The 18,927-nt window shown below is 57.4% G+C and carries 17 protein-coding genes; 13 read left to right on the top strand and 4 right to left on the bottom strand.

Features of this window, described 5'->3' with window-relative positions; translation table 11 throughout:
- Positions 1-60 precede the first annotated feature (60 nt).
- The 5 genes from ACT3IC_RS11385 (at position 61) to pckA (ending at position 6,239) form a co-directional block, all read left to right on the top strand.
- A complete protein-coding gene (locus ACT3IC_RS11385) occupies positions 61-2,196 on the top strand; it encodes an intracellular growth attenuator family protein (RefSeq protein ID WP_159340221.1) in 2,136 nt (711 codons plus the stop codon).
- A 63-nt stretch (positions 2,197-2,259) separates the two neighbouring features.
- Positions 2,260-2,943 carry a GMP/IMP nucleotidase gene (gene yrfG / locus ACT3IC_RS11380; protein ID WP_103177310.1) on the top strand — a complete coding sequence of 228 codons (684 nt, stop codon included), beginning with the start codon at positions 2,260-2,262 and terminating at the stop codon, positions 2,941-2,943.
- On the top strand, positions 2,940-3,341 hold the full coding sequence (gene hslR, locus ACT3IC_RS11375) for a ribosome-associated heat shock protein Hsp15 (protein ID WP_103177311.1): 402 nt from the start codon (positions 2,940-2,942) through the stop codon (positions 3,339-3,341). Before yrfG ends, hslR begins: the two co-directional genes overlap by 4 nt.
- A 23-nt stretch (positions 3,342-3,364) precedes the next feature.
- Entirely contained in the window at positions 3,365-4,243 is an 879-nt protein-coding gene (hslO, locus tag ACT3IC_RS11370) for an Hsp33 family molecular chaperone HslO (RefSeq protein WP_103177312.1), read from the top strand.
- A 376-nt stretch (positions 4,244-4,619) separates the two neighbouring features.
- Entirely contained in the window at positions 4,620-6,239 is a 1,620-nt protein-coding gene (pckA, locus tag ACT3IC_RS11365; protein ID WP_159340219.1) for a phosphoenolpyruvate carboxykinase (ATP), read from the top strand.
- A gap of 60 nt (positions 6,240-6,299) precedes the next feature.
- On the opposite strand, the gene envZ is transcribed toward pckA, so the two are convergent.
- Together envZ and ompR are read right to left on the bottom strand one after the other, a co-directional pair.
- Positions 6,300-7,661, bottom strand: a complete 1,362-nt coding sequence (gene envZ / locus ACT3IC_RS11360) for a two-component system sensor histidine kinase EnvZ (protein WP_103177314.1) — start codon at positions 7,659-7,661, stop codon at positions 6,300-6,302.
- Positions 7,658-8,377 (bottom strand): osmolarity response regulator transcription factor OmpR, encoded by a 720-nt coding sequence (gene ompR / locus ACT3IC_RS11355; protein ID WP_001157751.1) that lies wholly within the window; start codon positions 8,375-8,377, stop codon positions 7,658-7,660. Before ompR ends, envZ begins: the two co-directional genes overlap by 4 nt.
- Before the next feature lie 227 nt (positions 8,378-8,604).
- Here ompR and greB point away from each other — a divergent pair, with 227 nt between their 5' ends.
- From greB to feoC, 5 genes are all read left to right on the top strand, one after another.
- Positions 8,605-9,078 carry a transcription elongation factor GreB gene (greB, locus tag ACT3IC_RS11350; protein WP_103177315.1) on the top strand — a complete coding sequence of 158 codons (474 nt, stop codon included), beginning with the start codon at positions 8,605-8,607 and terminating at the stop codon, positions 9,076-9,078.
- An 87-nt stretch (positions 9,079-9,165) separates the two neighbouring features.
- Positions 9,166-11,487, top strand: coding sequence for a Tex family protein (locus ACT3IC_RS11345; protein ID WP_103177316.1), 2,322 nt, complete (start codon positions 9,166-9,168; stop codon positions 11,485-11,487).
- A 322-nt stretch (positions 11,488-11,809) separates the two neighbouring features.
- A complete protein-coding gene (gene feoA, locus ACT3IC_RS11340; RefSeq protein ID WP_103177317.1) occupies positions 11,810-12,037 on the top strand; it encodes a ferrous iron transporter A in 228 nt (75 codons plus the stop codon).
- Between the two features lie 30 nt (positions 12,038-12,067).
- The gene (gene feoB / locus ACT3IC_RS11335; RefSeq protein WP_103177318.1) at positions 12,068-14,386 is read left to right on the top strand and encodes a Fe(2+) transporter permease subunit FeoB; all 2,319 of its coding nucleotides are present in this window, start codon (positions 12,068-12,070) and stop codon (positions 14,384-14,386) included.
- A gap of 8 nt (positions 14,387-14,394) precedes the next feature.
- A complete protein-coding gene (feoC, locus tag ACT3IC_RS11330; RefSeq protein WP_103177319.1) occupies positions 14,395-14,631 on the top strand; it encodes a [Fe-S]-dependent transcriptional repressor FeoC in 237 nt (78 codons plus the stop codon).
- A 40-nt stretch (positions 14,632-14,671) separates the two neighbouring features.
- Here feoC and ACT3IC_RS11325 read toward each other — a convergent pair whose 3' ends face one another.
- Positions 14,672-14,941 (bottom strand): YdgH/BhsA/McbA-like domain containing protein, encoded by a 270-nt coding sequence (locus ACT3IC_RS11325; protein ID WP_103177320.1) that lies wholly within the window; start codon positions 14,939-14,941, stop codon positions 14,672-14,674.
- A gap of 113 nt (positions 14,942-15,054) precedes the next feature.
- Positions 15,055-15,828 carry a pimeloyl-ACP methyl ester esterase BioH gene (gene bioH, locus ACT3IC_RS11320; protein WP_156655307.1) on the bottom strand — a complete coding sequence of 258 codons (774 nt, stop codon included), beginning with the start codon at positions 15,826-15,828 and terminating at the stop codon, positions 15,055-15,057.
- 36 nt (positions 15,829-15,864) lie between these two features.
- Between bioH and gntX the strand changes: the two genes are divergently transcribed.
- The 3 genes from gntX to gntT all read left to right on the top strand — a co-directional run bounded on the left by gntX (position 15,865) and on the right by gntT (position 18,808).
- Positions 15,865-16,548 carry a DNA utilization protein GntX gene (gene gntX / locus ACT3IC_RS11315; RefSeq protein ID WP_156655308.1) on the top strand — a complete coding sequence of 228 codons (684 nt, stop codon included), beginning with the start codon at positions 15,865-15,867 and terminating at the stop codon, positions 16,546-16,548.
- Positions 16,549-16,606: 58 nt separating this feature from the next.
- A complete protein-coding gene (gene nfuA, locus ACT3IC_RS11310) occupies positions 16,607-17,182 on the top strand; it encodes a Fe-S biogenesis protein NfuA (RefSeq protein WP_103177323.1) in 576 nt (191 codons plus the stop codon).
- Between the two features lie 309 nt (positions 17,183-17,491).
- On the top strand, positions 17,492-18,808 hold the full coding sequence (gene gntT / locus ACT3IC_RS11305) for a gluconate transporter (protein WP_103177324.1): 1,317 nt from the start codon (positions 17,492-17,494) through the stop codon (positions 18,806-18,808).
- The last annotated feature ends 119 nt before the right edge of the window (positions 18,809-18,927 follow it).

The raw sequence follows: 18,927 nt of genomic DNA, 5'->3' as shown, positions 1-18,927 counted from the left end.
CGCATTCACTGTTAAAGGTGCTACTGACTACACCTGTAAGAAAAGTAAGATGGGGAAAGCATGAGCACCATTTTAATAATTATCGCTGCTATGCTGGCCTGCGCATTGATTGCAGGGTGGTTGTTCAGACGTCGTTCGCAGCGTCGATATCGCCTGCCTTATCTCAACGCCTTTACCGGGGCGAGCACACGTAAACTCGCCGCCGAAGAGCGCAGCGCGATTGAGCAATATCTCGAGTCGTTTAACCGCATTCAGCAGATGCCTGCGACAGGTGCCAGCGCGGCCCCGGTCTCGTTAAGCCTGAACGCTGAGAGCAATACCGTGCTCTGCCTGACGCGCTCCATTACCCGCTATGGCATTACTACAGACGATCCCAATAAATGGCGCTACTACCTCGACTCCATCGAAGTGCACCTGCCGCCGTTCTGGGAGCAGTACATCAATGATGAAAACAGCGTTGAGCTGATCCACACCGACACTATCCCGCTGGTGATTGTCCTGAACGGCCACTCCATCGCCGAGTATGTCCAGGAAGCGCCGCATCTGGCGCTGGAACATGTCAGCTCAACCCAGGCGTCGATTCGTGGCGAAGAGACAGAGCAGATCGAGCTGCTGAACATTCGTCAGGAGACCCACGAAGAGTATGCCCTCAGCCGCCCGGATGGCATTCGTGAAGCGCTGCTGATTGTCGCCGCCTTCCTGCTGTTCTTCTTCTGCCTGCTGAGCCCGGATGTGTTTGCTCCGTGGCTTGCCGGTGGCGGCGTGCTGCTGCTGGCGGCGGGCTTATGGGGATTATTTGCCCCGCCAGCGAAAAACGCGCTGCGTGAGATCCACTGCCTGCGCGGAACGCCAAAGCGCTGGGGTCTGTTTGGCGAAAACGATCAGGATCACGTCAACAACATCTCGATGGGCATTATTGACCTGATCTACCCGCGCCACTGGCAGCCGTGGCTGGCCCAGGATTTAGGGCAAAAGACCGACGTTGATATCTATCTGGACAGGCATGTGGTGCGCCAGGGACGTTACTTATCCCTGCATGACGAAGTGAAAAACTTCCCGCTGCAGCACTGGTTGCGCAGCACGGTGATTGCCTGTGGCGCAGCGCTGGTGCTGGCGATGCTGATTTTCCTCGTGCCGCTGGATATGCCGATTAAATTTACCCTGTCGTGGATCAAAGGCGCCCAGACCATCGAGGCCACCAGCGTCGAGCAGCTTGAAAACGCCGGCGTGCGTGTCGGCGATACGCTGAATCTGAAGGGAACGGGAATGTGTAATATCCACGCGCCGGGCAACTGGAACGCCCGCCAGAGTTCCCCTTTTGCGCCTTTTGACTGCTCGCAGCTGATCTGGAATGACGCGGCCCCGCTGCCGCTGCCGGAATCGGACACGGTTAACAAAGCCACGGCGCTGACCCAGGCCCTGAGCCGACAGCTCCATCCAAAACCGGAAGATATAACGCGAGTCAGCCCGGCGTTGCGCTCCGCCATTCAGAAATCGGGCATGATCCTGCTGGATGATTTTGGCGATATCGTACTGAAGACCCAGGATCTGTGCGCAGAGGCGGATGAGTGCATCCGGCTGAAGAACGCGCTGGTGAACCTCGGCAACAGCAAAGACTGGGAAGCGCTGGTGAAACGTGCCACGAATGGCCGTCTTGATGGTGTTAACGTCCTGCTGCGTCCGGTGAGCGCCGAGTCGCTGGAAAACCTGGTCGCCACCTCTACCGCGCCATTCGTTATGCGCGAAACTTCACGTGCCGCGCAGGCGCTTAACAGCCCGGCACCCGGCGGCTTTGTGATTGTCAGCGATGAAGGCAGCGATCTGGTCGATCAGCCCTACCCGCCGGTAGCGCTGTATGACTACCCTGCGCAGGAGCAGTGGGAAGAGTTTCAACGACTGGCGCAGATGCTGATGCGTACGCCGTTCAGCGCCGAAGGGATTGTCACCGGCATCTTTACCGATGCCAATGGCACCCGTCATATCGAGCTGCACCGGATACCGGATAGCGCCGTTTTATGGCGCTACATTGCCACTTCGCTGCTGATGCTGGCGATGGTGGTCTGCATTATCTGGAACGGCGTGATGGCGTTACGCCGCTACCAGCGCTCGCGCACCCGCCTGGCGGAGATCCAGCAGTACTACGAAAATTGCCTCAATCCGAAGCTTGTTCCTACCCCTGAGAGCCTGATCGGATAACCTCTGTGCGCGAGCAGATATGCTACCCTGTCGCGCACGATTCTTCTGGCTGGAGTATTCCCTATGCATCTTGATATCGCCTGGCAGGACGTTGATACCGTTCTGCTGGATATGGACGGCACGCTGCTGGACCTCGCGTTTGATAACTACTTCTGGCAAAAACTGGTGCCGGAAACCTACGGCGAGCAGCAAGGGATCACCCCGCTGGAGGCGCAGGAATTCATACGCCAGCAATATACCGCCGTACAACATACGCTAAACTGGTACTGTCTGGACTACTGGAGCGAACGCCTTGGTCTGGATATTTGTGCCATGACCACTGCTCAGGGCCCGCGCGCCGTTTTGCGTGAAGATACCGTCCCCTTTCTGGAGGCACTCAAAGCCAGCGGCAAGCGGCGCATTTTGCTGACCAACGCGCACCCGCATAATCTGGCGGTGAAGCTGGAACATACCGGGCTGGGTTCACACCTTGATTTATTACTTTCCACCCACACATTTGGTTATCCGAAAGAGGATCAGCGATTGTGGCAGGCGGTGGCAGAAGAGACCGGCCTGCAGCCAGAAAGAACGTTGTTCATTGATGACAGCGAACCCATTCTGGATGCGGCGGCAAAATTTGGCATTCGTTATTGCCTTGGCGTGACCAATCCTGATTCTGGCCTGGCTGAAAAAAGCTATCTGCGACATCCGGGAATGAACGACTATCGCCGGATGATCCCCTCACTCACCGTGAAGGAGACGCCATGAAAGAGAAACCCTCTGAAGGGGTAAGACTGGATAAATGGTTATGGGCTGCCCGCTTTTACAAAACGCGCGCCCTGGCCCGCGAAATGATTGAAGGCGGCAAGGTGCATTACAACGGGCAGCGCAGCAAGCCGAGCAAGCTCGTGGAGCTGAACGCCACCCTGACCCTGCGTCAGGGCAACGACGAGCGGACGGTGATCGTGAAGAACGTGACCGAACAACGTCGCCCGGCAGTGGAAGCCAGCACCCTGTACGAAGAGACGGCAGAAAGCGTGGAGAAGCGCGAAAAGATGGCGCAGGCGCGAAAGCTGAATGCCCTGACCATGCCGCATCCCGACAGACGCCCTGACAAGAAAGAACGTCGCGATCTGATTAAATTTAAAAATGGCGAGAATGAGTGATTCTTGCTGAACGAGAGATGACTATGGCCCAACACGACCAATTACACCGCTATCTGTTTGAACAATTTGCCGTTCGCGGCGAGCTGGTTACCGTATCCGAAACCTGGAAACAGATTCTGGAAAACCACAACTACCCGCTGCCGGTGAAAACCGTGCTGGGCGAGCTGCTGGTCGCGACCAGCCTGCTGACTGCGACCCTGAAATTTGCCGGTGACATCACCGTGCAGCTGCAGGGTGATGGCCCGATGAGCCTGGCGGTGATCAACGGCAACAACCAGCAGCAGATGCGCGGCGTGGCGCGCGTACAGGGCGATATCCCTGAAAACGCAGACCTGAAAACGCTGGTGGGCAATGGCTACCTGGTGATCACCATCTCCCCGGAAGAGGGCGAGCGCTATCAGGGGGTCGTCGGTCTGGAAGGCGATACGCTGGCAGCCTGCCTGGAAGACTACTTCCTGCGCTCCGAACAGCTGCCGACGCGCCTGTTTATCCGTACCGGCGAAGTCGACGGCCAGCCGTGTGCCGGCGGGATGCTGCTCCAGGTACTGCCAGCCCAGAACGCGCAGGCAGATGATTTTGATCACCTGGCCACCCTGACCGAAACCATCAAAGCCGAAGAGCTGTTCACCTTACCGGCGAACGAAGTACTGTGGCGTCTGTATCACGAAGAAGAGGTGACGCTCTACGATCCGCAGGATGTCGAGTTCAAGTGCACCTGTTCCCGTGAACGCTGCGCGGGTGCGCTGAAAACATTGCCGGATGAAGAGATTGACAGCATCCTGGCAGAAGATGGCGAAATCGACATGAACTGCGATTACTGCGGCTCTCACTACGTCTTTAACGCAATGGACATTGCCGAGATCCGCAACAACGCCTCCCCGGCCGATCCGCAGCTGCACTAAGTTCTGCCGTTAACTGCCCTCTTGAGGGGGGCAGTTAACCTTTCCCCCTCCCCTACTCATTAATTTCATTCACTATTTACCCCAATCTGCTGAATCGTTATCAGTGATGTAAGACTTTCGTAATTTTCTTTCATGTATGCGCTTACATTCACATTCTCGCAGTTTAATTTATCGCTCATTAACCTTTTCGGAACATTTTCCCCAACCGAAAAGTGATTCCTGCCATAATCTGCACCGCAAAGTGACAGGAGTCACAGCGTTTTCCGTCATAAAGGGTTTTTGTCCAGATACGCAAATCTATGAGCCCGGTCGCGGTTAACATTCGAAGAAAACCCCTACAATTTCAGGCAGTATAAATTGGCTAAGGAGCAGTGATATGCGTGTTAATGGTTTAACCCCGCAAGATCTCAAGGCTTATGGTATCAACGACGCTCGCGATATCGTCTATAACCCTGATTACGATACGCTTTATCAGGAAGAGCTCAATCCAGCACTCGAAGGATACGAGCGCGGTATATTGACGACGACCGGCGCTATCGCTGTCGACACCGGTATCTTTACCGGCCGTTCGCCGAAAGATAAGTACATTGTCCGTGACGATACCACCCGCGACACCTTTTGGTGGGCGGATAAGGGCAAAGGGAAGAACGACAACAAAGCGATCTCCCCTGAAATCTGGCAGCATCTGAAATCCCTCGTCACCCAACAACTTTCCGGTAAACGTCTGTTCATTATCGACGCTTACTGCGGTGCCAACGCCGATACCCGCCTTTCCGTTCGTTTTATCACTGAGGTCGCCTGGCAGGCCCATTTCGTGAAGAACATGTTCATTCGCCCGACCGAGGAAGAGTTACAGAGCTTCGAGCCTGACTTTGTGGTGATGAACGGTGCGAAATGCACCAACCCGCAGTGGAAAGAGCAGGGGCTGAACTCGGAAAACTTTGTCGCCTTTAACCTGACGGAGCGTATCCAGCTTATCGGCGGCACCTGGTACGGCGGCGAAATGAAGAAAGGGATGTTCTCGGTGATGAACTACCTGCTGCCGTTAAAAGGTATTGCCTCCATGCACTGCTCGGCGAACGTGGGCGAGAAAGGCGACGTGGCGGTCTTCTTTGGCCTCTCCGGCACCGGTAAAACTACCCTCTCCACCGATCCGAAACGCCGCCTGATTGGCGATGACGAGCACGGCTGGGATGACGACGGCGTGTTTAACTTCGAAGGCGGCTGTTACGCCAAGACCATTCGTCTGTCGGCTGAAGCGGAGCCGGATATCTTCCAGGCGATCCGTCGTGATGCGCTGCTGGAGAACGTGACGGTACGTGCTGACGGCACGGTCGATTTTGACGATGCGTCAAAAACGGAAAACACCCGCGTCAGTTACCCTATCTACCACATCGACAATATCGTTAAGCCGGTTTCAAAAGCGGGCCACGCGACCAAGGTGATCTTTCTCACCGCCGACGCGTTTGGTGTGCTGCCGCCGGTTTCACGCCTTACCGCCAGCCAGACGCAGTATCACTTCCTCTCCGGGTTTACCGCCAAGCTGGCCGGTACCGAACGGGGTGTGACTGAGCCGACGCCTACCTTCTCCGCCTGCTTTGGCGCAGCCTTCCTGTCGCTGCACCCGACGCAGTACGCCGAAGTGCTGGTGAAACGCATGCAGGCCTCGGGTGCCCAGGCGTATCTGGTCAACACCGGCTGGAACGGCACTGGCAAACGTATCTCCATCAAAGATACCCGCGCCATTATCGACGCCATTCTGAATGGTTCGCTGGATGATGCGGAAACCTTCACCCTGCCGATGTTCGATCTGGCAATCCCGACCGAACTGCCGGGCGTGGACAGCCATATCCTCGACCCACGCAACACCTACGCGTCGCCGGAGCAGTGGCAGGAAAAAGCCACCACGCTTGCGAAGCTGTTTGTGCAAAACTTTGAGAAGTACACCGATACGCCAGCGGGTGCGGCGTTGGTGAGTGCGGGTCCGAAGCTGTAAAAATTGTGCCGGGTAGCGCTGCGCTTACCCGGCATGCCCATAAAAACGGTAACCTGCGGGTTACCGTTTTGCTGTTAACTCTCTTTCGCCTGCCCCGCGCGGAAATGGAACCGGCAGCCAGGCGCGGATACTCAACCCACCCCGTTCGCTGGTGCCAATCTCCAGCAGACCGTTATGGTTATCCACAATACGCTGCACAATCGCCAGACCTAAACCGGTGCCGCTGGTGCTGCGCGCGCTGTCGCCGCGCACAAACGGCTGGAACAGGTGTTTACGCTGCTCCGGTTTGATCCCCGGGCCGTCATCTTCCACCTGGAACCAGGCGCGGCTCAGCTCGGAGCCGCTGCTGACCTTGATCCAGCCGTTGCCGTACCGGGCGGCATTGACCACCATATTCGCCACGGCGCGCTTAATGGAGAGCGGGTGCATCCGCACGGTGATATCGCCCGGCTGCAGATCGGTTTCGATCTCACGCTCGTAGCCGCTTTCGGCCGCCACCACTTCACCCAGCACCGCGTTCAGATCCGCCATCTCCATCGGCATCTCCTGCCCGGTGCGCAGGTAGTCGATGAACTGCTCGATAATGGCGTTGCACTCTTCGATGTCCTTGTTGATGGACTCCGCCAGGTAGCCATCTTCCTCGCCCATCATTTCGGTCGCCAGACGGATACGCGTTAACGGGGTGCGCAGGTCATGGCTGACGCCAGCCATCAGCAGGGTACGGTCATCGGCCAGTTGTTTCACCCCCGCCGCCATATGGTTGAACGCGCGGGTAACGGAACGCACTTCCGACGCACCATATTCGCGCAGCGGAGGAGGAATAATCCCTTTACCGACCTGGAGCGCCGCATGCTCCAGGTCGACCAGAGGTCGGTTCTGGATGCGGATAAACAGCCACGCGCCGCCTATCGCCAGCAGCATGATCGCCAGGGTGTAGCGGAACAGCGGCGAGAAGTCGCCCTGATGGATTTCGGTGAGGGGCACGCGTACCCAGATGTTGGGTGAGAGCCAGGTTTTTAGCCAGACCACCGGCGAGCTTTTGTTGACCTCAACGCGTACTTCCGTTGGGCCGCCCAGCTGCTGCGCCATCTGCTGGCTTAAAAATTCATAATGTTGCGCCCAGCGCAGACCTGCGTCTTCCGCCGCTTCGTTAGAGTAGAGCGATATCCCCAGCTCACGGTAGATTTCACGGCGAAACGCAGGGGGAACCACCAGCTGCGTGCCATCTTCCAGCTGCAGTTTATCGGTCATCAGCATACGCACTTCGTAGGCCAGGACCTTATTAAACTGCTGAAGGCTCGGTAGGATCGCAAAGTTCAGCACCACCAGATAGGTCGTCACCAGGCTGACAAACAGCAGGGTGACGATCAGTAACAGGGTGCGGGCAAACGAGCTTCGCGGCGAAAAACGCATTCGCCTCATGCTTTAGAGCCGTCCGGGACAAACACGTAGCCCAGACCCCAGACGGTCTGGATATAGCGCGGATGCGCCGGATCCTCTTCCACCATGCGGCGCAGGCGGGAGATCTGTACGTCGATGGAACGCTCCATCGCGGAGTACTCACGGCCACGGGCCAGATTCATCAGCTTATCGCGCGACAGCGGCTCGCGCGGGTGGCTGACCAGCGCTTTCAGCACCGCGAACTCACCGCTGGTGAGCGGCATCGGCTCATCTTCGCGGAACATCTCGCGGGTGCCGAGATTCAGCTTGAACTTACCGAAGGCGATTACCGCCTCTTCCTGCGACGGTGCGCCAGGCAGTTCGTTCGCCTGACGGCGCAGTACGGCACGGATACGCGCCAGCAGCTCACGCGGGTTAAACGGTTTTGGAATGTAGTCGTCGGCGCCAATTTCCAGCCCCACGATACGGTCAACCTCTTCCCCTTTCGCCGTCACCATAATGATCGGCATTGGGTTGCTTTGGCTGCGCAGACGACGGCAGATAGAGAGGCCATCTTCGCCCGGCAGCATCAGATCCAGCACCATCAGGTGGAAGGATTCGCGGGTCAGCAGGCGATCCATCTGTTCGGCGTTAGCCACGCTACGAACCTGGAAGCCCTGCTCGGTCAGATAACGCTCAAGGAGCGCACGCAGGCGCATGTCGTCATCCACCACCAGAATCTTATAATTCTCTTGCATTGTCAGTACTCCCAAAGGTTCGGATAATCTTGCAGATGCGTATTCTAAAAAAGTGCGCGTCTACGACCAGCTAATTCTGGTATAAATTCTAGTCGAAATTGTTACAAAGCATATTTAACAGCAGCTTATATATACATTCCATCACATAACTCATTATTAATCCTGTCTGTTAAGATAAGTGATACGTAATGTGCGCAAGGTAAGCAACCTCGTCGTAAGGCAAAAGAATGAAAACGCCCCTGATCACCCGCGAAGGGTATGAAAACCTGAAGAAAGAGCTGGACACCCTGTGGCGGGAAGAGCGCCCGGAAGTGACGAAAAAAGTGACCTGGGCAGCAAGTCTCGGCGATCGCAGTGAGAATGCCGACTACCAGTACAACAAAAAGCGGCTGCGCGAAATCGACCGCCGGGTGCGTTATCTGACCAAATGCCTCGAGAACCTGAAAATCGTCGACTATTCCCCGCAGCAGGAGGGCAAAGTCTTCTTCGGCGCATGGGTCGAAATTGAAAACGACGATGGCGATCTCAAGCGCTTTCGTATCGTCGGTTACGATGAAATTTTTGGTCGTAAGGATTACATTTCTATCGATTCGCCAATGGCCCGCGCGCTGCTGAAAAAAGAGGTGGGCGATCTGGCTATCGTCCAGACCCCGGCGGGAGAAGCCAGCTGGTATGTAAATGAAATCGAGTACGTAAAATAGTCCTGGAGCGCCCTCCGCGACTGGCATTTTGCTGTGCCAGTCCGTATAACTATCCCCTGATTTTTTGACCCACAAGATGAAATAGCCATGATGAAAGATTCGCTCTGCCGCATTATTGCGGGTGAACTTCAGGCAAGGGCTGAACAGGTAGAAGCTGCCGTTCGCCTGCTTGATGAAGGGAACACCGTGCCGTTTATTGCACGTTATCGTAAGGAAGTCACCGGCGGTCTGGATGATACGCAGCTGCGTAACCTGGAGACCCGCCTTGGCTATCTCCGTGAGCTGGAAGAGAGGCGCCAGGCGATTCTGAAATCCATCGGCGAACAGGGCAAGCTGACCAGCGATCTGGAAAAAGCCATTAATGGCACCCTGAGCAAAACCGAGCTGGAAGACCTCTATCTTCCCTATAAACCCAAGCGCCGTACCCGCGGGCAGATTGCCATCGAAGCCGGCCTGGAGCCGCTGGCCGATCTGCTGTGGAACGAACCCGCACACGACCCGGAAACCGAAGCCGCGAAATTTATCGATGCCGATAAAGGCGTGGCCGACACCAAAGCCGCCCTTGATGGCGCTCGCTACATCCTGATGGAGCGCTTCGCCGAAGATGCAGCCCTGCTGGCAAAAGTGCGTGATTACCTGTGGAAGAACGCCCATATCGTCTCCACCGTGGTCAGCGGCAAAGAGGAAGAAGGGGCGAAGTTCCGCGACTACTTCGATCACCATGAACCGATCTCAACCGTGCCCTCTCACCGTGCGCTGGCGATGTTCCGCGGTCGCAACGAGGGCATTTTGCAGCTCTCCCTGAACGCCGACCCGCAGTTCGACGAGCCGCCGAAAGAGAGCCACGGCGAGCAGATCATCACCGATCATCTCGGTCTGCGCCTGAACAACGCCCCGGCAGACAGCTGGCGCAAAGGGGTGGTGAGCTGGACCTGGCGTATCAAGGTGCTGATGCATCTCGAAACCGAACTGATGGGCACCGTGCGCGAGCGCGCCGAGGACGAAGCGATCAACGTCTTTGCCCGTAACCTGCACGACCTGCTGATGGCTGCCCCTGCCGGCCTGCGCGCCACCATGGGCCTCGATCCGGGTCTGCGTACCGGCGTGAAGGTCGCCGTGGTGGATGGCACCGGCAAGCTGGTTGCCACCGATACCATTTATCCGCATACCGGCCAGGCGGCAAAAGCTGCGGTCGCGGTTGCGGCGCTGTGCGAAAAGCACAACGTCGAGCTGGTGGCGATCGGTAACGGCACCGCCTCCCGCGAAACCGAGCGTTTCTTCCTCGATCTGCAAAAGCAGTTCCCGAAAGTGACCGCCCAGAAGGTGATTGTCAGCGAAGCGGGGGCCTCGGTCTACTCGGCATCCGAACTGGCTGCGCAGGAGTTCCCGGATCTCGATGTTTCCCTGCGCGGCGCGGTCTCTATCGCCCGCCGCCTGCAGGATCCGCTGGCGGAGCTGGTGAAGATCGACCCGAAATCCATCGGCGTGGGCCAGTACCAGCATGACGTCAGCCAGACCCAGCTGGCGCGTAAGCTGGACGCGGTGGTGGAAGACTGCGTGAACGCCGTGGGCGTTGACCTGAATACCGCCTCCGTTCCCCTGCTGACCCGCGTGGCGGGCTTAACCCGCATGATGGCGCAGAACATCGTCGCCTGGCGTGATGAGAACGGTCAGTTCCAGAACCGCCAGCAGCTGCTGAAGGTAAGCCGTCTCGGGCCGAAAGCGTTTGAGCAGTGCGCGGGCTTCCTGCGCATCAACCACGGCGATAACCCGCTGGACGCCTCCACCGTTCACCCGGAAGCCTACCCGGTGGTCGAGCGCATTCTGGCCGCTACCCAGCAGGCGCTGAAGACGCTGATGGGCAACAGCAGCGAGCTGCGTAACCTGAAAGCCGTTGACTTCACCGACGAGAAATTCGGTGTGCCGACCGTGACCGACATCATCAAAGAGCTGGAAAAACCTGGCCGCGACCCGCGTCCGGAGTTCAAAACCGCGCAGTTTGCGGAAGGCGTCGAGACGATGAACGACCTGCTGCCGGGTATGGTGCTGGAAGGCGCGGTCACTAACGTCACCAACTTTGGCGCGTTTGTGGATATCGGCGTGCATCAGGATGGCCTGGTGCATATCTCCTCTCTGGCCGACAAGTTCGTGGAAGATCCACATACCGTGGTGAAAGCTGGCGACATCGTAAAAGTGAAAGTGCTGGAGGTGGATCTGCAGCGCAAGCGTATCGCCCTCACCATGCGTCTGGACGAGCAGCCTGGCGAGACCAACGCCCGTCGTGGCGGCGGTAACAGCGAGGCACGTCAGCAGCGTCCGGCGGCGAAACCGCGCGGGCGTGAAGCACAACCCGCCGGCAACAGCGCGATGATGGATGCGCTGGCGGCGGCGATGGGTAAGAAACGCTAGCTTACGTAATGCCCGGTGGCGCTTCGCTTACCGGGCCTACGGTTTTGTCGCCCAACGCACGAATTACATTAAAATGTACTCACTCATTTCTTTATCAATATGTAACCTATTGCACATCCATATTTAAACCGATAATTATCACTCCGTTAACAATAAATCTTTTTATCTCTTCCCTTCAGCGCCGTAAATATTGAGCAAGGTCAACCAGGCTGCAAATTAATAGCGCCATGCACATTCCGTCACATATTTAATATTGATGATAGAAACCATTCTCATTACCATTGTGTCTGTTGATTATTTAACCTTCCGTTAAGTAGGCACTATGCAATTTACTCCAGACAGCGCGTGGAAGATCACCGGCTTCACCCGCGAAATCAGCCCGGCCTATCGCCAGAAGCTGCTCTCTTTGGGGATGCTTCCCGGCTCCTCATTCCACGTTGTACGTGTGGCCCCGCTGGGCGATCCGGTCCATATCGAAACCCGACGTGTGAATCTGGTTCTGCGTAAGAAAGATCTCGCCTTAATAGAAGTTGAAGCTCTGTCACAATAAAACGCCAGCTCTCGTAGCGAGTCTGAAAAAATGAAAAAATTAACCATTGGCTTAATTGGCAACCCCAATTCCGGCAAGACAACGTTATTTAACCAGCTTACCGGCGCCCGTCAGCGCGTCGGTAACTGGGCGGGCGTCACGGTCGAGCGTAAAGAGGGCCAGTTTACGACCACCGACAATCAGGTCACCCTCGTCGATCTGCCCGGCACCTACTCGTTAACCACCATCTCCTCCCAGACCTCGCTCGATGAGCAGATCGCCTGCCACTATATTCTGAGCGGCGACGCCGACCTGCTGATCAATGTGGTGGACGCCTCAAACCTTGAGCGAAACCTCTACCTCACGTTGCAGCTTCTGGAGCTGGGTATCCCCTGCGTGGTGGCGCTGAACATGCTCGATATTGCGGAAAAACAGCAGATCCGCATCGATGTCGACGCGCTTTCCGCCCGTCTCGGTTGCCCGGTGGTGCCGCTGGTCTCAACCCGCGCCCGCGGTATCGACGCCCTGAAGCTTGCCATTGACCGCCACAGCCGCAATGCTGAGGTGGAGCTGGTGCACTATGCCCAGCCCCTGCTGAGTGAAGCCGGGATCCTCGCAAAGGCAATGGCGCACAGCATGCCGTTCAGACAGCGCCACTGGCTCGGCCTGCAAATGCTGGAAGGCGATATCTACAGTCGTGCCTATGCCGGTGATGCCGCCCACCAGCTGGATGCCTCCCTTGCGCGACTGAATGACGAGCTGGACGACCCTGCCCTGCACATTGCCGATGCCCGCTATCAAAGCATCGCTGCCATTTGCGACGTGGTCAGCAATGCCCTTACCGCCGAGCCGAGCCGTTTTACCCAGGCGATGGACACGGTCATCCTCAACCGTTTCCTCGGTCTGCCGGTCTTTCTGCTGGTGATGTACGTGATGTTCCTGCTGGCCATCAACATTGGCGGCGCGCTGCAGCCGCTGTTTGACGTCGGCTCCGTCGCCCTCTTTATTCACGGCATTCAGTGGCTGGGTTATACGCTGCATCTGCCGGAATGGCTGACTATCTTCCTCGCTCAGGGGCTGGGCGGCGGGATCAACACCGTCCTGCCGCTGGTGCCGCAGATCGGCATGATGTATCTGTTCCTCTCTTTCCTGGAGGACTCCGGCTACATGGCCCGCGCCGCCTTCGTGATGGATCGTCTGATGCAGGCCCTTGGCCTGCCGGGCAAATCGTTCGTGCCGCTGATTGTCGGCTTCGGCTGCAACGTGCCGTCGGTGATGGGGGCGCGCACGCTGGATGCGCCCCGCGAGCGCCTGATGACCATCATGATGGCGCCGTTTATGTCCTGCGGCGCACGGCTGGCGATCTTCGCGGTGTTTGCCGCCGCCTTCTTTGGCCAGGAGGGGGCCCTGGCGGTCTTCTCGCTCTACGTGCTGGGGATCGTGATGGCGATCCTTACCGGTCTGATGCTCAAGCACACCATCATGCGTGGTGAGGCGACCCCGTTTGTGATGGAGCTGCCGGTTTACCACGTTCCACACCTGAAAAGCCTGCTGATCCAGACCTGGCAGCGGCTTAAAGGCTTTGTGCTGCGGGCGGGTAAAGTGATTGTGGTGGTCAGCATCTTCCTCAGCGCGCTCAACAGCTTCTCCCTGAACGGCAAGGCGGTAGACAACATTGACGACTCCGCCCTGGCCTCCGTCAGCCGCGTTATCACCCCGCTGTTCAAACCCATTGGCGTGCATGAAGACAACTGGCAGGCTACCGTCGGGCTGTTCACCGGCGCAATGGCGAAAGAGGTGGTGGTGGGTACGCTTAACACCCTCTATACCGCCGAGAATATTCAGGAAGCCGCGTTTAACCCGGCCGATTTCCACCTCGGCGACGAGCTGGTCAGCGCCGTGGATGAAACCTGGCAGAGCCTGAAAGCGACCTTCAGCCTGAGCGTTCTTGCAAACCCGATTGAAGCCAGCAAAGGCGACGGCGAGATGGCGACGGGCGCAATGGGCGTGATGAGCGAGAAGTTTGGCAGCGCCTCAGCGGCCTACAGCTACCTGATCTTCGTTCTGCTCTACATTCCCTGCATCTCGGTCATGGGAGCCATCGCCCGCGAATCGAGCCGCGGCTGGATGGGCTTTTCGGTGCTGTGGGGGCTGAACATCGCCTACTCGCTGGCGACGGTCTACTACCAGACGGTCAATTTTACTCAGCATCCGCAGTACAGCCTGGTCTGCATCCTGGCAGTGGTACTGTTTAACGTGGTGGTGATCGGGCTGTTACGCCGGGCCCGCAGCCGTGTGGACGTTAATCTGCTGGCGAAAGGCAGAACCGCGGCGGCCTGCTGTGAAAGTCCGGTAAGCGACTGTCATTAGGAGGCGGCATGGCATCGTTAATTGAAGTACGTGATTTACTGGCGCTACAGGGAAGAATGGAGGCCACCCAGCTTAGCCAGATGCTGCATACCCCGCAGGCGATGATCGAGGCCATGCTGCAACGTCTTGAGGCGATGGGCAAAGCGAAGCGGATTCAGGAAGATGCCGACGGCTGCTTAACCGGCAGCTGTAAAAGCTGCCCCGAAGGAAAAGCCTGCCTCAGGGAGTGGTGGGCGCTGCGTTAAGTGTGAATAAAGCCGGGCAACTCTGCCCGGCTTTGTGCAATTATTTGTAGACTTCTGCGGTCGCGCGGATGTCTTTCGAATCTTTGTTGGCGCTGGTGACGACAAAGTACTTACCGCCCATCTCATCAGCTTTCTGTGAAAGCTCTTTTCGCGCATCCATTGGCGCGGTGGTGTCAGACGTAGAGATATGGCCAACTTTCGTCAAATTCATCTCTTTCACTTTGTCTTTCTGGATCTCTTCCGCCGCCATAACACCGAAAGAGAGTGATCCAATAACCAGAGAAGCAACAATACCTGTGACAAGTTTCATAGTCATGACTCCCAAAGATGATTGTAATTTTGATTATCGAACGCGGGATAACCGCAACGATATATTGAGTATTGTTGCGGTACGTCACTTTTTCCAGCTGAAATGAAAAATAATCAGTTTAAACGACGACTTAAGGCGATCAACGCCGCGCAAAATTCGTCGGAGTGAGAGATAAAGGGCGCATGCGCCGCTTTAGCGATGATCAGGGCTTCACTCTGCGGCCATTGCTCATCCAGCAGCGGCACGATTTTGCGCGGCACCAGCCCGTCGAGATAGCCATAAATTCGCAGATGCGGCAGCGAAAGCGTCGCCAGCGGCGCGCGGAGATCGACCGTTTTCAGGATCTCCAGCCCGCCATTCAGCACCGCCACCTCCGGCATCGGCAATGACAGCACCGTGGTTTTCAGCGTGCGGGCATCCTGGCGCGCCGTTTCTGTGCCCATGGTTTGCAGGGCGAGGAAGCGCTCCACCGTGCGCTGGAAGTCATTGCTCAGCTGCTGCTGGAAGCCGGCCAGCACCTCAGGTTTGATCCCCGGCCACTCCTCCTGGGCGCTAAAACAGGGGGAAGAGGCGACGGTCACCAGAGCATGCACCCGCTCAGGGTGCGTCAGGGCAATCTGGCTCGCCACCAGCCCGCCCAGGCTCCAGCCCAGCCAGATCGCCCGATCCGGAGCCTGAGCCAGCACCTGCTCCGCCATCTCCTCAAGCGTCATTGCGCCAAAATCCCGGCTGCGGCCAAAGCCCGGCAGATCCACCAGGTGCAGCGTAAAATGCGAGGCCAGTTCCTCACTGACGCAACGCCATACTTCGGCATTCAGCCCCCATCCGTGCAGCAGCACAAGATGACAATTTCCTGTCCCGACGGTCTGCCACCAAAGGTTGTTCATCGATTACTGTTCTCTTTTTTCACAAGGAGGTTGTCTATGCTAACAGTGCCCGGCTTGTGCTGGCTATGCCGGATGCCGCTGACCCTCGGCCATTGGGGAGTCTGTTCCGTATGTGAAAGGGGAATAGCCCCGCGGGGGAGCCGTTGCCCCCGGTGCGGCTTGCCGGCCATTCACCCTCACCTGCCCTGTGGGCGCTGCCTCTGTAAACCGCCGCCGTGGCAGGCACTGGTGGCGGTGTGCGGTTACAGGCCGCCGGTGAGCCTGCTTGTCCATCAGCTAAAATTTTCCCGCCGCAGCCAGCTGGCCCAGCCGCTGGCGAGGCTGTTACTGTTGGCGCTGTTGCGGGCCAGGCGCAGCCACGGTTTACCGCGTGTCGATATGATGGTCAGCGTGCCGCTCTGGTCCCGGCGGCACTGGCGGCGCGGTTTTAACCAGAGTGACCTGCTCTGTCGCCCGCTGGCCCGCTGGCTAAACTGCCGCTATGTTCCCGACGCGCTTCGCCGCATCCGCGCGACCCCGGCCCAGCATCGGCTCAGCGCGCGACTGCGTAAACGCAACCTGCGGCACGCCTTTGCGCTTGAATTTCCGGTGGCAGGGCGCCATATCGCTCTGGTGGATGATGTCGTGACAACAGGTGCTACCGTTGCGGAGCTCTCCCGCCTGCTTTTGCGAAGCGGCGCGGCGTCGGTTCAGGTATGGTGTCTGTGTCGAACCTTGTAGCGCCCTCAGGTTGGGCGTATTATACCCAGGTAATTTAGTCAACTATTAGGCCAATTCTATGATCCGTATTTCCGATGCTGCACAAGCGCACTTTGCCAAACTGCTGGCAAATCAGGAAGAAGGGACCCAGATCCGCGTTTTCGTGATCAACCCTGGCACCCCGAATGCAGAATGCGGCGTCTCTTATTGCCCACCGGATGCTGTGGAAGCAACTGACACCGCCCTGAAATTTGAGCAGCTCACTGCCTATGTCGATGAGCTGAGCGCCCCGTATCTGGAAGATGCGGAAATCGATTTTGTCACCGACCAGCTGGGCTCGCAGTTAACGCTGAAAGCGCCAAACGCCAAAATGCGTAAAGTAGGCGATGACGCTCCGCTGATGGAGCGCGTGGAGTATCTGCTGCAGTCCCAGATCAACCCGCAGCTGGCGGGCCACGGCGGTCGTGTTTCCCTGATGGAGATCACCGACGAAGGCTTCGCCATTCTGCAGTTTGGCGGCGGCTGTAACGGCTGTTCAATGGTCGACGTCACCCTGAAAGAGGGGATCGAGAAGCAGCTGCTGAACGAGTTCCCGGAGCTGAAAGGCGTACGCGATCTTACCGAACACCAGCGCGGCGAACACTCTTACTACTGATTGCCCGTTTGCTTGCCCGGTGGCGCTACGCTTACCGGGCCTACAAACGCACATCCCCTCTTCCCTTGCCTCATAACATGACCTGCGTCTCAGAATTCACATTTTGACCGCGGGGGTCATTCTCAAGCCGCACATGTTACCCGTATCATTCTCACGGGCACTAAAACAGCTTTACGCCGACCGACTAAACTAAAGATTTAGAAGGCAGCCTCTCTGTGTGCCATCAGTTAGCCGTTCCCAGTTGGGGCAACATTAGTATGTCGTTGAAATAATGACGTTACCCATAACAATTTTTAAGGCCAGATAATCATGCCATTAGTCATTGTCGCTATCGGTGTAATCCTGTTACTGCTCTTGATGATCCGTTTCAAAATGAACGGTTTTATCGCCCTTGTTCTGGTGGCACTTGCTGTCGGCCTGATGCAGGGTATGCCGCTGGTAAAAGTTATCAGCTCCATTAAAGCTGGCGTGGGCGGTACGCTCGGTAGCCTCGCGCTGATCATGGGCTTCGGTGCCATGCTCGGTAAAATGCTGGCTGACTGCGGTGGCGCACAGCGCATCGCAACCACGCTGATTGCTAAATTCGGCAAAAACAACATTCAGTGGGCGGTGGTTTTAACCGGCTTCACCGTTGGTTTCGCGCTGTTCTACGAAGTGGGCTTCGTGCTGATGCTGCCGCTGGTGTTCACCATCGCCGCTTCTGCCAGCATCCCGCTGCTCTATGTCGGTGTGCCGATGGCTGCTGCACTGTCAGTGACACACGGCTTCCTGCCGCCGCACCCGGGCCCGACCGCTATCGCCACCATCTTCCATGCGGACATGGGTAAAACCCTGCTGTTCGGTACTATCCTTGCGATCCCGACCGTCATTCTGGCAGGCCCGGTGTTTGCGCGCTGCCTGAAAGGAATCGACAAGCCGATCCCGGAAGGGTTGTATAACGCCAAAACCTTTACTGAAGCCGAAATGCCAAGCTTTGCCGTCAGCGTCTGGACCTCTCTGGTACCGGTTGTGCTGATGGCCCTGCGCGCCGTCTGTGAAATGGTGCTGCCGAAAGGCCATCCGGTTCTGGGCGTGGCGGAGTTCCTGGGCGACCCGGTAATGGCGACGCTGATCGCGGTTCTGATTGCGCTCTTCACCTTTGGTCTGAACCGTGGCCGCTCCATGGATCAGATTAACGACACCCTGGGCTCCTCGATCAAAATCATCGCCATGATGCTGCTGATCATCGGTGGTGGCGGTGCGTTCAAACAGGTTCTGGTGGATAGCGGCGTGGACAAGTACATCGCCTCCATGATGCATGAAACCAACATCTCTCCTATCCTGATGGCCTGGTCTATCGCGGCGGTTCTGCGTATCGCGCTGGGTTCTGCCACCGTGGCCGCTATCACTGCGGGCGGTATCGTGGCGCCACTGATTGCGACGACGGGTGTCAGCCCTGAGCTGATGGTTATCGCGGTGGGTTCCGGTAGCGTGATCTTCTCTCACGTCAACGATCCGGGCTTCTGGCTGTTCAAGGAGTACTTCAACCTGACCATCGGTGAGACCATCAAGTCCTGGTCGATGCTGGAGACCATCATCTCCGTCTGCGGCCTGATTGGGTGTCTGCTGCTGGGTATGGTGGTGTGATGTGATAGTGCCGGGTGGCGGCTGCGCCTTACCCGGCCTACATAAACAGAACATGCACATTCCGTAGGCCCGGATCGCTACGCGTCACCGGGCAATAAAAAACCCGCCATCCGGCGGGT

The sequence above is a fragment of the Leclercia sp. GHBNCSD genome, assembly GCF_055805075.1.
The sequence above is the reverse complement of the archived record's forward strand: the minus strand, read 5'-3'. Positions and strand labels throughout refer to the sequence as shown.